Annotated in this window: 16 protein-coding genes and 1 other RNA gene; 5 read left to right on the top strand and 12 right to left on the bottom strand. The window is 37.8% G+C overall.

The window, feature by feature from the left end; all coding sequences use genetic code 11:
• Positions 1–2 precede the first annotated feature (2 nt).
• The 4 genes from GQ61_RS00335 to GQ61_RS00320 all read right to left on the bottom strand — a co-directional run bounded on the left by GQ61_RS00335 (position 3) and on the right by GQ61_RS00320 (position 3,775).
• Entirely contained in the window at positions 3–878 is an 876-nt protein-coding gene (locus tag GQ61_RS00335; RefSeq protein ID WP_085783402.1) for an outer membrane protein assembly factor BamD, read from the bottom strand.
• A 78-nt stretch (positions 879–956) separates the two neighbouring features.
• Positions 957–1,889: a UDP-3-O-acyl-N-acetylglucosamine deacetylase gene (lpxC, locus tag GQ61_RS00330; protein ID WP_085783401.1), complete on the bottom strand. Its 933-nt coding sequence runs from the start codon at positions 1,887–1,889 to the stop codon at positions 957–959.
• A gap of 104 nt (positions 1,890–1,993) precedes the next feature.
• On the bottom strand, positions 1,994–3,187 hold the full coding sequence (locus GQ61_RS00325; protein WP_085783400.1) for a CCA tRNA nucleotidyltransferase: 1,194 nt from the start codon (positions 3,185–3,187) through the stop codon (positions 1,994–1,996).
• Between the two features lie 24 nt (positions 3,188–3,211).
• A complete protein-coding gene (locus GQ61_RS00320) occupies positions 3,212–3,775 on the bottom strand; it encodes a hypothetical protein (RefSeq protein ID WP_085783399.1) in 564 nt (187 codons plus the stop codon).
• 135 nt (positions 3,776–3,910) lie between these two features.
• On the opposite strand from GQ61_RS00320, the gene GQ61_RS00315 reads away from it, so the two are divergent.
• On the top strand, positions 3,911–5,863 hold the full coding sequence (locus GQ61_RS00315; protein WP_198157344.1) for an acetoacetate--CoA ligase: 1,953 nt from the start codon (positions 3,911–3,913) through the stop codon (positions 5,861–5,863).
• Positions 5,864–5,879: 16 nt separating this feature from the next.
• Here GQ61_RS00315 and GQ61_RS00310 read toward each other — a convergent pair whose 3' ends face one another.
• The 4 genes from GQ61_RS00310 to GQ61_RS00295 form a co-directional block, all read right to left on the bottom strand.
• A complete protein-coding gene (locus GQ61_RS00310; RefSeq protein ID WP_157111090.1) occupies positions 5,880–6,410 on the bottom strand; it encodes a hypothetical protein in 531 nt (176 codons plus the stop codon).
• A 167-nt stretch (positions 6,411–6,577) separates the two neighbouring features.
• Positions 6,578–7,087, bottom strand: a complete 510-nt coding sequence (locus GQ61_RS00305; protein ID WP_085783396.1) for a GNAT family N-acetyltransferase — start codon at positions 7,085–7,087, stop codon at positions 6,578–6,580.
• The gene (locus GQ61_RS00300) at positions 7,075–7,332 is read right to left on the bottom strand and encodes a type II toxin-antitoxin system TacA family antitoxin (RefSeq protein ID WP_085783395.1); all 258 of its coding nucleotides are present in this window, start codon (positions 7,330–7,332) and stop codon (positions 7,075–7,077) included. The genes GQ61_RS00305 and GQ61_RS00300 overlap by 13 nt, the downstream gene beginning before the upstream one ends.
• A gap of 400 nt (positions 7,333–7,732) precedes the next feature.
• The gene (locus GQ61_RS00295; protein ID WP_085783394.1) at positions 7,733–9,226 is read right to left on the bottom strand and encodes an aldehyde dehydrogenase family protein; all 1,494 of its coding nucleotides are present in this window, start codon (positions 9,224–9,226) and stop codon (positions 7,733–7,735) included.
• Between the two features lie 123 nt (positions 9,227–9,349).
• Between GQ61_RS00295 and GQ61_RS00290 the strand changes: the two genes are divergently transcribed.
• From GQ61_RS00290 to ffs, 4 genes are all read left to right on the top strand, one after another.
• Entirely contained in the window at positions 9,350–10,714 is a 1,365-nt protein-coding gene (locus GQ61_RS00290; protein WP_085783393.1) for an AmpG family muropeptide MFS transporter, read from the top strand.
• A gap of 25 nt (positions 10,715–10,739) precedes the next feature.
• Positions 10,740–10,907 carry a zinc-finger domain-containing protein gene (locus GQ61_RS09350; RefSeq protein ID WP_085783392.1) on the top strand — a complete coding sequence of 56 codons (168 nt, stop codon included), beginning with the start codon at positions 10,740–10,742 and terminating at the stop codon, positions 10,905–10,907.
• A 5-nt stretch (positions 10,908–10,912) separates the two neighbouring features.
• Positions 10,913–11,560, top strand: coding sequence for a glutathione S-transferase family protein (locus tag GQ61_RS00280; RefSeq protein ID WP_085783391.1), 648 nt, complete (start codon positions 10,913–10,915; stop codon positions 11,558–11,560).
• Positions 11,561–11,601: 41 nt separating this feature from the next.
• An RNA gene (gene ffs, locus GQ61_RS00275) (signal recognition particle sRNA small type) lies at positions 11,602–11,697 on the top strand.
• A gap of 12 nt (positions 11,698–11,709) precedes the next feature.
• Here ffs and GQ61_RS00270 read toward each other — a convergent pair.
• The 4 genes from GQ61_RS00270 to GQ61_RS00255 form a co-directional block, all read right to left on the bottom strand.
• Positions 11,710–12,381, bottom strand: coding sequence for a DUF502 domain-containing protein (locus GQ61_RS00270; RefSeq protein ID WP_085783390.1), 672 nt, complete (start codon positions 12,379–12,381; stop codon positions 11,710–11,712).
• A gap of 6 nt (positions 12,382–12,387) precedes the next feature.
• Positions 12,388–12,684 (bottom strand): HPr family phosphocarrier protein, encoded by a 297-nt coding sequence (locus GQ61_RS00265; RefSeq protein WP_085783389.1) that lies wholly within the window; start codon positions 12,682–12,684, stop codon positions 12,388–12,390.
• Positions 12,677–13,081 (bottom strand): PTS sugar transporter subunit IIA, encoded by a 405-nt coding sequence (locus GQ61_RS00260; protein WP_085783388.1) that lies wholly within the window; start codon positions 13,079–13,081, stop codon positions 12,677–12,679. Before GQ61_RS00260 ends, GQ61_RS00265 begins: the two co-directional genes overlap by 8 nt.
• Before the next feature lie 86 nt (positions 13,082–13,167).
• Entirely contained in the window at positions 13,168–13,725 is a 558-nt protein-coding gene (locus GQ61_RS00255) for a thioredoxin family protein (RefSeq protein WP_085783387.1), read from the bottom strand.
• Positions 13,726–13,780 lie beyond the last annotated feature (55 nt).

The raw sequence follows: 13,780 nt of genomic DNA, 5'->3' as shown, positions 1-13,780 counted from the left end.
TGTCAGTATATATATTTAGATTTGCCTGGATCTTGATGGGTATCATAGTGCAGCGCGGGTTCCCCCCATTCAAAAAAGGATTTTTGCTTCTTTTTTGAATCTGCTGGACTATAGTCTTTTCCCTCAAGTAAATAATAAGAATCAGCGTACCAAGAGCTGCCTGGGAAGTTGTAACCAAGGACAGCGCCAGCCTTGCGAGCTTCTTCATTCAATCCTAAAGCTAAATATACTTCAACCATACGATGCAGCGCTTCTGGAACATGAGAAGTTGTTTGGAACTTATCAACTACGGTTTTGAAACGTCCCAATGCAGCGATATACGCCCTAATGCTAAGATAATCTCTACCAACAAGCATTTCTTTCGCTGCCAATGAATCATGCAAAAGATCTATTTTTAAACGTGCATCTTTTGCATACTTTGTATTACGAAAACGCTTAATCACATCTTCGAAAGCTTGCAATGCCAGCTCAGTAATTTTTTGATCGCGTCTAATGGGAGAAATTTGTTCGTAATAGCAGAGTCCCTGAAGATAATAAGCGTAAGCAATATCTTTATGAGCTGGATGCAACTGAATAAATGTTTCAATTTCAGTTAAAGCTCTGTCATATTTTTGCTTTTCGTAATAGGCATATGCTGCCATCAATTGAGCTTTAGCAGCCCAAGGTGAATAAGGGTGCTGTCTATCCACTTCACCAAATTCTGCTGCGGCTTTTTCAAACTGCTTATCTTCTAAGTAATCCATAGCGGTGTTATAAATATCGTCTACAGAGCGCTCAACATAAGGCTCTTCTTTTTCAGAGCAACCTTGTATCAGCACAGCACCTGCGATTAAAAGCGCCATATAAAATTTGTAAAAACGAAAATGGAAAGTCAGCATTATTTTCTAAGCCTGTGATCAAAGTTTATTATGGCTTTAATAGCCCAATCTTGGGTTCTTGGACAAGCTTTTTATAGCTTATGATGAAAGATGTACAGGTTTAAGTGTAATATATGAGAAAACAGTTGATTCTAAAGGATAAGACTCTTCAAAACACCAAGCCTCTTGATCAGCAAAGAGTTCCTGTAGCAGCTTTGCATTTAATTCATGACCAGCATTAATCCCATGGTAGCGTGCACGAAGAGGCGCTCCTGCAAGGTACAGATCTCCCAAAGCATCAAGAACTTTATGACGCACACATTCATCTTCATAACGAAAACCTTCATTATTGAGTGGTTTTCCATCCTTAATAACAACAGCGTTTTCTAAAGACGATCCTTTTGCAAAACCTGCAGCCCACAATTTTTCAGCATCGTCAAAAAAACCAAATGTACGGGCAGAAGCCACATCCTTTAAAAACTCAGCCGCAGATCCCTGAAAAGAATAATTCTGTGTTTTGAGACCATCTCTTCCTTTAAAATCCAAAGAAAAATCAATTTTCAAGTGGCTTGATGGAAAAAGTTCTGCAGATCTTCCATTTTCTTCCACGCGCACTGGCTTAAGAACACGGATTAATTTCTTTGTGTGCATTTCCTCTTTAATGCCTTCTTTTTCTATAGCAGAAATAAAAGGTGCAGCACTGCCATCCATAATTGGAACTTCAGGTCCATCTATCTTGATCAAAAGATTATCTATTTCCAAAGCAGCTAAAGCAGCAAGTAAATGTTCAATTGTATTAACAAACACTGAATCTTGACGAATTTGTGTACAAAAAGGAATGGGAACACTTTTTGACCAATGAGCTTGAACCATAGGTTGATCCGCAAGATCAATACGCTGAAACCAAATTCCAAAATTGGCTTCTGCAGGGTAAAGTGTCATTGTTACGGGAACACCTGAATGAGTACCTATTCCTTTAAAAGAAACTGGTTTTGCGACGGTTTTTTGCTTCTGTGTGTTTTGCATTGCCATTTTGTAATTTTTTATATCTTTTCTTTATTGCTACTAGGTTTAATTTACTGCATATTATGAAACCCAGCAAAATCCTCTTTGTTACAAAATGTTACGACTCAAGATCATTGTTTCATAAGACTTTTAGCATAATCCAAACATTCATTCAGAGTAGGACGACATTCATGATCCACCCACCACTCCTCAATCTTGGATAATTTCTTTGAGATTTGCGGCCCTTTTGGAATACCTAGATTGAGAATGTGTTGTCCTTTAACTGGAAAGACACTGGATTTCCAAGATTTTGCAAGCTGAATAATTTGAGATTTCTCTCCTTCAAGAAGCAGAACATCAATCATCACCTCCCTACCAAAATAATAAAGCCGTTTGTGAAGAAGCCAATGATGATGATCAAGAGCCAAATGGATTTTCTCCAAATATTTTTTTTCAATATTGGAAAATCGAAAAAGTTTTAGAGCATGATGAAGTTCAGCGGGAAACTCTTTAAAAATACTATAAAACCTTCTTAGGCCAGAAGCTTCTATTTGATTCTTTTTTTCTGCTTCAAGAATATTTCTTAAATATTCAAATTTGGGTTCAAATCCAAATAAGACCCTAAAAACACTTGTTGAAACCATATATTGTAGAGCATTTAGAGGATTAGACGCTTTCAATAACGTTAAAAGCTCTTTATGAATGCGTTCACCCGATATTGTAGTAAGATAAGGTGATAACGCATGACACGCTTCAAGCGTCTTTTTTAAAGGTTGTTCACGGCCATAATACGCTAAGAACCTAAAATAGCGCAGAATACGTAGGTAATCTTCTTGAATACGATCTAAAGGATTACCAATAAATTTGACGCGTCCCGCCTCAAGATCTTTCTGACCATGAAATAGATCGTAGAGCTCACCGTCATAATCAAGGTAAAGTGCATTAAAAGTGAAATCTCGTCGCTTCGCATCTTCATCCCAACGATCTGTAAAACTAACTTGCGCATGCCTTCCGTAAGTTTCAGTATCAATACGGAGCGTTGTAATTTCAAAGGGTATTTTATTAATAACTGCAGTAACAGTGCCATGAGCTAGTCCCGTTGGTATCACCACTATGTTCGCTTTTTTAAGCAAATCTATTACAGCTTCAGGTGTCAAAGGGGTCGCCAAATCTATATCAAAACCTTGTAATCCTAAAAGAGTGTCTCTAACGCACCCTCCAACAAAACGTAAATTATCCTTGTGATCAGGAAAAGCACGAAACAACGTTACAATTTCTTCCGTGCGCATCCAATTTTGAATAGGAATCTTTCCTGTGGGTGTCACTCAAGTCACCTAATTTTTATGCTTTTAGAAAGCAAGATTATAACCCAAATGTTCTTTGATATTGATAGACAATTGAGCATCCAGGTCGTGAATCATTTCCATAATCAAGAGTTTCACTTTATTCTCACGTTCAAGCAAAGAAGAACTTGAAGGCACTATCACTGAACGCTTCACTTGATTTTCAACATATGATTTTTCAAAACCTACAGCATCATTGATACTGACACGTATCGCTAAGGTTCCCATGTATTGATCTTTACGAGAAGCAAAAAGATTTCCTTTACCACCACTTAAAGGTGATTCTACGATTGAAAGATCACTAATTTTTACAACAGCCGTTCCATGTTGCCCTGCCGGTAAAAAGCGTTCACGAGCCCATTTTTCAACCTCTGCAAAAAGCAGCTGATTATGACGCTCTAATCCTGTTTTAGATTTGTTTGCACTAATAACATCAATAGAGGTAACGTTTAGCGATATTGGAGCCAGCTCTTTATAAGACTGTTGTAATTGCACTTCTGGTTCGTTTGTTATTCCACATCCCCCCATCAGACCACTCAACATCACACATGCGATTAAATTTTTCTTCATGATTCCCTCTCAATTTTGACAAAGTTATTCAAAAATTATCCAATTTTTATACTTTAATCCAGAGATTTCAATAAAGCATCTTTGATCCGCTCCTCAGCTCATGTTAACCTTAAGAAAAAAATGAAAGAGAGTAAGATGGAGCCCCTCTGGAAACCCTCATCTGATAAAATAGCCGCAGCCAATATGACGCGGTTTATGAACTTTATTTCAAAAAAATATGATATTTTTCTCAAAGATTATGATTCTCTCTATGATTGGAGTATTGAACACTCTCCTGAGTTTTGGTCAGAAATTTGGGATTTTTGCGGCGTTATTTCTCAAACCAAAGGAAAAACAAATTTTCTTTCTCATACCTCAATAGAAAAATGTAAATTTTTTCCTGAGGCTCGTCTCAATTACGCTGAGAACCTTCTTCATCCACGCAATGACTCAGATGTCATTATTTTTTGGGGCGAGGATCAAATTCAACGTCGTATAAGGTATCATGAGTTGATTTCAACAGTTAGTCAGCTTGCTCAAGCGCTCAGAGAGCTTGGTGTTAAAAAAGGAGATCGTGTTGTAGGATTTATGCCTAACATGCCTGAAACGCTTATGGCTATGTTAGCCACAGCGAGTCTCGGAGCTATTTGGTCGTCCTGCTCTCCTGATTTTGGAGTACAGGGCGTATTGGATCGCTTTGGACAAATCACACCTAAAATCATGTTTTCAGTTGATGGTTATTATTATGGTGGAAAATCCTTTAGTACACTTGAGAAAATAGCACAGATATCTGCAAGCCTTCCTTCTTTAGAAAAGATCGTTATTACATCTTACCTTGGAACAAATAATGTTGAAAAAACAACAACTCATAGTGTTCGATTTGATAGCTTTATAAAAGAAAAATCAAAAAATAGTTTAACTTTTGAACAAGTCTCCTTTGATCACCCCTTATTTATTATGTATTCGTCAGGCACAACAGGTGTTCCAAAGTGTATTGTTCATGGCCATGGAGGTACACTTCTCCAACATCTCAAGGAACATCAATTACACTCAGATATTAAGCCTGGGGATCATGTTTTTTATTATACTACTTGCGGATGGATGATGTGGAATTGGCTGGTTTCAGCTCTCGCCAGTGAAGCGACTATACTTCTTTATGATGGATCCCCTCTTCATCCAGGTCCTCAAATTCTTTTTGAATATGCTGAAAAAGAATCAATGACCCTTTTTGGTACATCAGCAAAATATATCGATGCTTTACGAAAGATAGGGTTTACAACAAAAGAACGATATCCTTTAAAGTCTTTACGCACACTATGCTCTACAGGATCTCCTCTTGTGTCAGAGAGTTTTGATTACGTCTATGAAAAAATTGCAAACGATGTTTGTCTAGCGTCTATTTCAGGGGGTACTGATATCATATCATGTTTTGCGCTCGGCAATCCAATTGGACCAGTTTGGCGCGGCGAACTTCAAACACGAGGTCTCGGACTTAAAGTCGAAGTTTTTGATGACAGTGGTAAAAGTATAAAAGGTCAAAAGGGTGAACTTGTTTGCACAGCCCCCTTTCCTTCTATGCCCATTGGCTTTTGGAACGATGACAATGGTGAAAAATATCATAAAGCTTATTTTGCAGATTATGAGAATGTCTGGGCCCATCGGGACTATGTAGAATTAACGAATCATAATGGAATTATTATTTATGGTCGTTCAGATGCTACACTCAATCCAGGAGGTGTACGCATTGGTACAGCTGAAATTTATAGACAAGTGGAACAAGTTCCTGAAGTATTAGAAAGCCTCGTTGTTGGGCAAGATTGGAAAGATGATGTTCGCGTTATACTCTTTGTAAAACTTCGGAACGGCGATATCCTTTCCTCTGCACTTAAAGACAAAATTGTTGCACAAATTCGTACCAATACGACACCACGACATGTCCCCAAAAAGATTATTCAAATTCCAGATATTCCACGCACCATTAGTGGTAAGATTGTTGAACTCGCAGTCCATAATGTGATTCATGGTGAAGCTGTTAAGAATAAGGAAGCCTTAGCAAATCCAGAAACTCTGAAGTATTTTTCTAACCTACCAGAGCTCACAACGGACTAAACACCAAAATGCGCTCTCAGAGTTCGCTTTTTTCTTTCTCAAAAATAGCCTTATTTTCGTTTAAGAAAGCACTAACGGTATTATAATAAAGATCTATACCGGGGCGTATATCGACCTTTAAAACAGAAGCTAATCTTAATATAGTTGCACGATACTCATTCCACATTTTACCATAACGATCGAGTCGCATTTTTATTGTTTTTAGATCGTACACGTAGTCCGCAAAGAAATTCAACCAATCTGACAAGGAATGAACATACTTCCCCTGCTTCACAAGACTAAAATAAAGATCTCGACGTGGAAGATACGCTTTCCTTTCTTTTTCTCTTTTATTCATGAATGATTCTTCTAAGATCGTACGAACAACATATAACTTGCGAATAACTGCATCACAAAAAGCTGCTGAAATAATCATCTGATTAAGTTTTGTGTAATTTTGTTGTGTGCGCTGAACTAAAGTGCTCTTTGAACTCTCCTCTTCAACTAAAAGTGGGAAGGACGTACACCGCACTTCGATTGAAAAAAAAGTTCCCCATATAAGAAACACATAAAAAAATCTTATGGGAAAAGAAATATACATAACCAGCCTGAATATTAGTTCAGAATTCATCTATAGTATTATGAAATAAAAAGCAATGTTATTTTAATCCCGTGCACGTTTTATAGAGTTTTGAATAAAAGACATTTAAGATATTTTTTGGTGATTCTTTATTTTCAATCATCTGATGTTTTAAATGAACTTAAAGCTTCATGAATAGTTATCATGAGAGTTAACTCCTCTAAAGGGGATTCTTCAAATCCGACAGATTTGTAAAATTTTTGAGCATCGAGATCTAAAGCATGCACCAGAATCACTCTAATACCGGCAATTTTTGATGCTTTTAGAATACGCAAGATTCCATCTTTTAAAAGAGCTTTTCCAATCCCTTGCTTATGATAATTTTGATCAACTGCCAAACGTGCAATAATCATTGCAGGAATTGGATCAGGCATGTTTCTTTTAATTTTTCCTGAGGCAAGTTCATGCACAATAGCCCCATTACAAAGTGCATAATAAGCTATAGCCTTACCGCCTTTACATAAAACATAAGTTCTTGAAGCACCACTACGTTCATTAGCCAGAGCCCTTTTTTGAAGCCAAATGTCTAACTGCACTTTGCCACAAGAAAAATCCTTAAGGATCATTTTTTCATGGATAGGCGTAGGTGCTTCTATTTTTCCCATGGAGCAGCTGTATTAAGGAGTTTTCTCAGTTTTTTGTTATCAGAAGGTGCCTTGTCCAGGGCTTGATTGAACTTAGTCCACTGCTCATCATTCAGAACAAATAATCTTTGATCTAAAATTACTTCTTCTGCTGCTTGATAAGAAGCTTCAATCATAAAATCTGTTCGTGTCTTGCCTTGTAAAGCAGCTGCATGATCTATAAGATTTTTTCTCGCTGTGTCGATTCTAAGATTCATCTGAGACATAACGTTTTCTCCTTTAATAACAGTACATCATAACTACATTAACAAACCGTAAATACGATGTATATACAACAATATATGTAATGTTAATTCACAGCCATTTCAAGGAAAATAATTAACGATTTTTTGTTTATAATGATTTGACTAATCAAAAAGTCGATGATTTTTTACAAAATCTCACGGATGATCTCTATAAATCTTACGCTAATGCAGTTAAAGAGAATGAAGGATTAACGAAAGATTTTTTGGAGTATCTTAAAAAAAGATTTCCTAAAAACTCCTGCAAATTGATGATAGTGAAATAGAAAAAATCTCTGAATTGAATCCTTTAAAATGCTTGTAGAAGTCATTTTTTAAAAAATTTCTGCATCATCTATGAACTTACACTCATGCGGTTTTAGATTCATTTTATACTTTTCAAATTGGCGATAATCGTCTTTTTATGAGTAAAATGCTCTAACATCGATTCAGTAGAAGCTTCCTTGCCTAGCCCTGAATTTTTCATGCCACCATAGGAAAGACCGGGTTGCACGACTATATTCTGATTAATCTGTACAAAACCTGCTTCTAGTCGATGAACTGCATCTAACGCCCTATGAAAATCGTTTGTCCATATCGTTGCTGCCAGCCCATAATTTGTGTCATTCGCTTGATCAATCACTTCATCATAATCTCGCCAAGAGATCAGACACGCCACGGGTCCAAAGATTTCTTCCTGGCAAAGCTGATGTTGATTGCTCAGTCCAGTAAAAAGCACGGGACGCACAAAAAGCCCTTTTTTTAGGTTGGGATCGTTAGGCAGAACACCACATTCATGGGCTTCAGCGTTTTGAGAATTTTTGCCGATCTCAATATAACGTTGCACACGCTCATATTGTTCAGAAGAAATCATGCACCCAACATCGCTTGTCTCATCCATGGGATCGTCAATTTTAAGCACATTAAGTTTTTGTTTTAGCCGTTTCAAAAATTCATCAAAGATATTTTCATGCACAAAAATGCGGCTCGCTGCAGAACAGCTCTGACCTTGACGCGTAAAGCGCATACTGGCAAAGGCTCCATCAACAGCTCGATCAATATTAACATCATCCGAAACAATCATGGCACTCTTGCCTCCAAGTTCCAGAGTAACAGGGATAAGTTTTTCGCTTGCCAATTGATACACTGAGCGTCCAGCCTCAACAGACCCCGTAAAAGTTATTTTTTTAACCTTTGGATGTGTAACGAGCGCCGCACCGCAGTTAGGGCCATCTCCAGAGATTACATTCAAAACCCCCTCTGGAAGAATCGTGTTCATAAGTTCTGCTGCACGCAAAACTGTAAAGGGAGCTTGTTCTGCTGATTTTAAAACAACCGTATTACCTGCAATAATAGCAGGACCAATTTTAAAAGCCATTAACAGTAAGGGAACATTCCATGGAATAATTGCTCCCACAACACCTACTGGCTCTCGAATCGTTATGGTGAGCATGTCAGGATTAAATGGTACGGTCTCGCCCTTTAGTTCCAATCCTAACCCACTATAAAACCTTAGAGCATTTATAAAGGCTGAGACTTCAACACGACTTTCAGTTCGTATTGCCTTCCCTGTTTCAAGGCTCATCAGTCTAGCGAGCTCTTCACTATGCTTTTCCAGCAAATCTACACAACGCAAAAGGAGATAACCTCGTTTCTGAGCATCAACTTTCCTCCAGTTCTTTTGAGATTCATAAGCAAATTCAACTGCCTGATGAACAGTTTCAAAATCGGATTCAGGAGCTTCTCCAATGATATCCATAGTTGCTGGATTATAGACAGGGAAAGACTTTTGATCTTTAGTGAAGATTAGCTTCCCATTCATTAAGTTGTGGCGCTCTAAATGCTTTACAAGTATTACTGATGATAATTCTGGCTCCATAGCTCTCCCCTTTTTTTCATGAGACGAATTATAGTTCCTTTATGACCCTCGTAAAGATTCATTTAAAAGAACTTGATATTTTCTAGACACACCTTATTTTTTTGGTATGGTGGCATAAATTATTTGGAGGATGCATTCATCTTTACACTTCGTTTTTGGCAGGAAACATTATCGCTGTATAGAAATCCCCGTGTTATTGCCATGGGTTTCCTTGGTTTTTCAAGCGGTCTCCCTCTTCTTCTAACAAGCTCAACTTTAGCTTTCTGGTTAAAAAAGCTTGGCTTAGATTATACAACTATAGGGCTTTTAAGCCTTACTGCTCTTCCATACACCATCAAATTCTTATGGGCTCCCATTGTTGATAAAGTTCCCCTACCTTTTCTGACTAAACACTTTGGGCAAAGACGTAGTTGGCTCTTGCTTAGTCAAGTTTTATTAGGGCTTTGTCTTCTTAGTCTTAGTTTTATTAATCCAGTCGAAAGCCTGTCAGTAACATGTGCCTTAGCTGTCGCTATCTCTTTTTCTTCTGCAACTCAAGATATAGCAATGTTGGCTTATCAAATGGAACGTCTGGGGCGGAGTCAATACGGTGCAGGAGAAGCCGTGGGAATTTTTGGCTATCGTATGGGTATGCTCTGTTCTGGAGCAGGAGCTCTTAGCCTATCAACAGTGGTCAGTTGGAATACTGTTTATATGGTTATGGCCTTCTCTTTAATCGTTGGCCTCATTACAGTCCTACGTATTAAAGAGCCTGAAAGGCCTAACGCAGATGAAGAATACAACACTCTCTTAAAACACTATAAAAAGAAATTCCCTGCTTTTTCTTCATTAAATCAAGGACTCTTACCTTCTTTGCACTTGGCGGTTCTTTCACCGTTTAGTGATTTTATGAAACGTCAAGGCTGGGTTCTAGCTCTTATCATTATGTTTACCTATAAAATAGGGGATAACATTATTGGCACGATGCATAATCTATTTTACATAGAGCTGGGTTTTAATGAGCTTGAAATTTCCGCTGCTTCAAAGATTTTTGGCATGTGGGCATCGATTCTAGGAGGATTTATAGGCGGCTTGCTATTCTCTCGTTGGGGACTTTATAAAAGCCTTTATTTTTGTGGTTTAACTCACAGTCTCTCAATTTTAAGCAATTTAATTCTTTTACACGTGGGAAACGATATTCTCTCTCTTTATTTCTGCGTAGCTGCTGAACATATTACAAGTGGAATGCGTTTAACCGCACTCTTCGCCTATCAACTTACTTTATGTAATCGTATACATGCAGCTACTCAATTAGCTCTATTAACATCTCTCGTACATTTAGGCAGGGTCACATTTGCTTCAACGTCAGGTTGGATTGTTGATCATTTGGGATGGAACAATCTCTTTTTAATAAGTACCTTTTCAATTATCCCCGTCTTGCTCATAATACATTGGTTAAGTGTCTTAGAAGGACAACCCTTTTTTAAACAAAAGAAAGCTAACAATTAAATAATAAGAGCGATACAATAATCTAATGCAAGAAGATATAACATATACAGATAAGCTATCTATTGCCTGTAATGGCTATGGATATTCAGGACACCCTCGTGTCTACCTAGATTTAGCTAAAAAGGGAGAAATTGTCTGTCCCTACTGTAGTCACAAATTTATTCTTGTAAAAGATACTCAGCAGGAGGAATAAAAAGGATGCGTTTATATTATTGGATGACTTGTCCTTTTGCATGCAAAGTCTTAGCAGCTATAGAAGAAATTGGCATTAAAGACTCAATAGAATTAATCCCTATGCATCCTTGGGAAAAGTCTTCACAGCTTTCTCACCTTAACCCATTAAAGCAAATTCCCGTTCTTGAAATTGAAGATGGGTTTTGTATCGGGGATTCTCCAGTCATTGTTGAATATATTGATACTCTCCACCAAGGCACTCGACTTATTCCTCCAGGAGGAATGGAACGCTGGAAAGCACTCAAATTACAAGCGTTAGCTGATGGTATTATGGAAGCAGCAGTCCTACGTGTTTTGGAAGAGCATGCGAGACATGAGCTTCATCGCTCTGATCCCTGGATACAACGCCAGAATATAAAATTGATTCAATCTCTTGATTATTTAGAAAAGGAAGTAAGTAACTTTAATAACAAAATAAACATTGGAACGCTTTCTGTAGCAATTGCGCTTAGCTATCTCAATCTTCGTTTCAGCCATGAAAACTGGGCTGAAAAACGTCAAGATTTAGGCAGATGGTTTAAAAAAATAAGTGCACGTCCTTCTATTAAAGAAACGCATCCAAGAGAAAAACACTCTCTTCCCGAACCACATTTGATGGAACATCTCGGATAAAACCCTTGCAATTTTGTTTACAATAAGGCTAGTGTCAGTGCGGAAGGTCACAGTGGACGAAGGCCTTGCGAACCCGGTCAGATTCGGAAGAAAGCAGCCGTAGTGAGTGTCCTGCGGGTCATTGTTGGCCTTCCACTGTTCTGCTCTTTTTAAGACTTTTCTACTCTATGTTCCCCAATAATCCCCAATGAAACAACTATTTTAATACCTTCTTCAACTGTTAAAGAGAGTTTTTTCACTTCTTTCTCAGATACAAAAAGCAAAAATCCAGCCGTGGGGTTGGGCGTTGTAGGGACAAAGATACTAAGCATTTTAGAACTTTTAAGATTCTTTTTAATCTCCCCTTTTGTTTCTCCCGTGACAAATCCCAAAGTCCATACATCTTTACGTGGATATTCCACAAGCACTACTTCTTTTAAGCTTTTTGAATTTTTTTCTAACAAAGCATGAAATATTTGTTTAATCGCTGCATAAATCCCCCTTACAAAAGGCGTCTTATGCAATATGCGATCACCAAAATGAACAATCATACGCCCTAAAAATCCCGTAGCAATAGCTCCAATTCCTATTAAAACTACAATGCCTAAGATTAGGCCCAAGCCAGGAATTCTAAAGGGGATATAAAGTTCCAACTGGTAACTATTGGGAATAAATGCCTTAACTGCATCATCCAAAAATTTAACGATGAGCCAAATAATATAAAAAGTCAAAGCAACTGGTGCTGTCACTAGAAGACCAGAGAAGAAATAGGATCTTACCTTGGCGAGAAAATGTAGTTCATTCTTATTGCTGTCCCGAGAGGGGATTTTTTGATTACGCATAAAATTCTACTCTTCACTAAATTTATTTAACACAAGATTTTTCAGAGACTGAATAGCCTCTAAAGCTTCTAATCCAGTCGCCTCAATCTGAATAACTGTACCTAACCCTGCCGTTAGCATCATAAGCCCCATAATAGATGTTGCTGGCACGCGTCTATCGCGGCATTGCACATGAATGTTTGCTTTAAATTTAGAAGCTTCTTTCACAAACTGAGCAGCTGCACGCGCATGTAACCCTTTACGATTGGCTATTTCAACAGATTCCCTGATAATTTTAGTCGAACTTTGCTTTGTTTTATCCATTCGCCGCTAACAATTTTGATGCAACGTTTATATATTTTCGACCAGCTTCTTGAGCCTCGGTAATCACTTTGCTAAGAGGTTCAGACTGCCTCAGACTAGAAAATTTAATCAGCATAGGTAAATTCACCCCAGCAATCACTTCAATACCTTTTTCTTGTAAAAGAGAGATCGCCAAGTTAGAAGGTGTTCCTCCAAACATATCTGTAAAAATAACAACACCTTGCCCCCCCTCAACTGCCTTCACTTCTTGAATCAACAATTGACGCCTTTCTTCCATATCATCATGGGGCCCAATTGCAACCGCTTTGGCATTTTTTTGAGGTCCCAAGACATGTTCAAGCGCTGCTAACATTTCTTGACCTAAGTTACCGTGAGTAATGACAATTAATCCAATCATGCTCCCTTTCCCTCTTTTTTTTTAATCCTATCATAGGGCTAGAGATGATTCACCTCTTTTAAGAATATTCTCTGTCGAGAACCTTGTTAAGTACGCCATTTAATATTGCAGCCAATACTTGGTTTTTGTGGTTGGGGCACTGGTTGACCAGCTAAAATAGACTCAAGCGCAGCTTTTAAGTCTGATCCAGTTACAGGTAATCCATTGTTAGGTCTAGAATCATCAAACTGTCCTCGATAAACACATTTTAAGTGAGCATCATAAACGAAAAAATCTGGAGTGCAGGCAGCATCATAGGCTTTTGCAACTTCTTGCGTTGCATCAAATAAATACGGAAAAGAAAATCCAAGACTTTCTGCGACTTTTTTCATGTGATCAGGCCCATCTTCTGGATATTCAATAGGATCATTCGCGCTAATACCAACAAAAGAAATACCTTGAACTTTATAATCATGAGCAACTTTAACGAGCTCTTTGTAAATATGTTGTACAAAAGGACAGTGATTGCAAATAAACATCACAACTATTGCCTTGTCTGACTTTAAATCTTTTAAAGATAAGTTTCGCCCAGAAATAACATCTAAAAGCTCAAAACCAGGAGCTAGTGTATTAAGGGCTATCATTTTAGAAGAAATTAGTGCCATTATCTTAGTCTCTCTTTAATTATTATCATTTTTTAACAGTGTACCATTGTTTTCC

Source organism: Candidatus Nucleicultrix amoebiphila FS5, from assembly GCF_002117145.1.
Classification (GTDB): Bacteria; Pseudomonadota; Alphaproteobacteria; order Caedimonadales; family Nucleicultricaceae; genus Nucleicultrix; species Nucleicultrix amoebiphila.
Note: the sequence above shows the minus strand (reverse complement) of the source record. Positions and strands in the feature narration are given on the sequence as shown.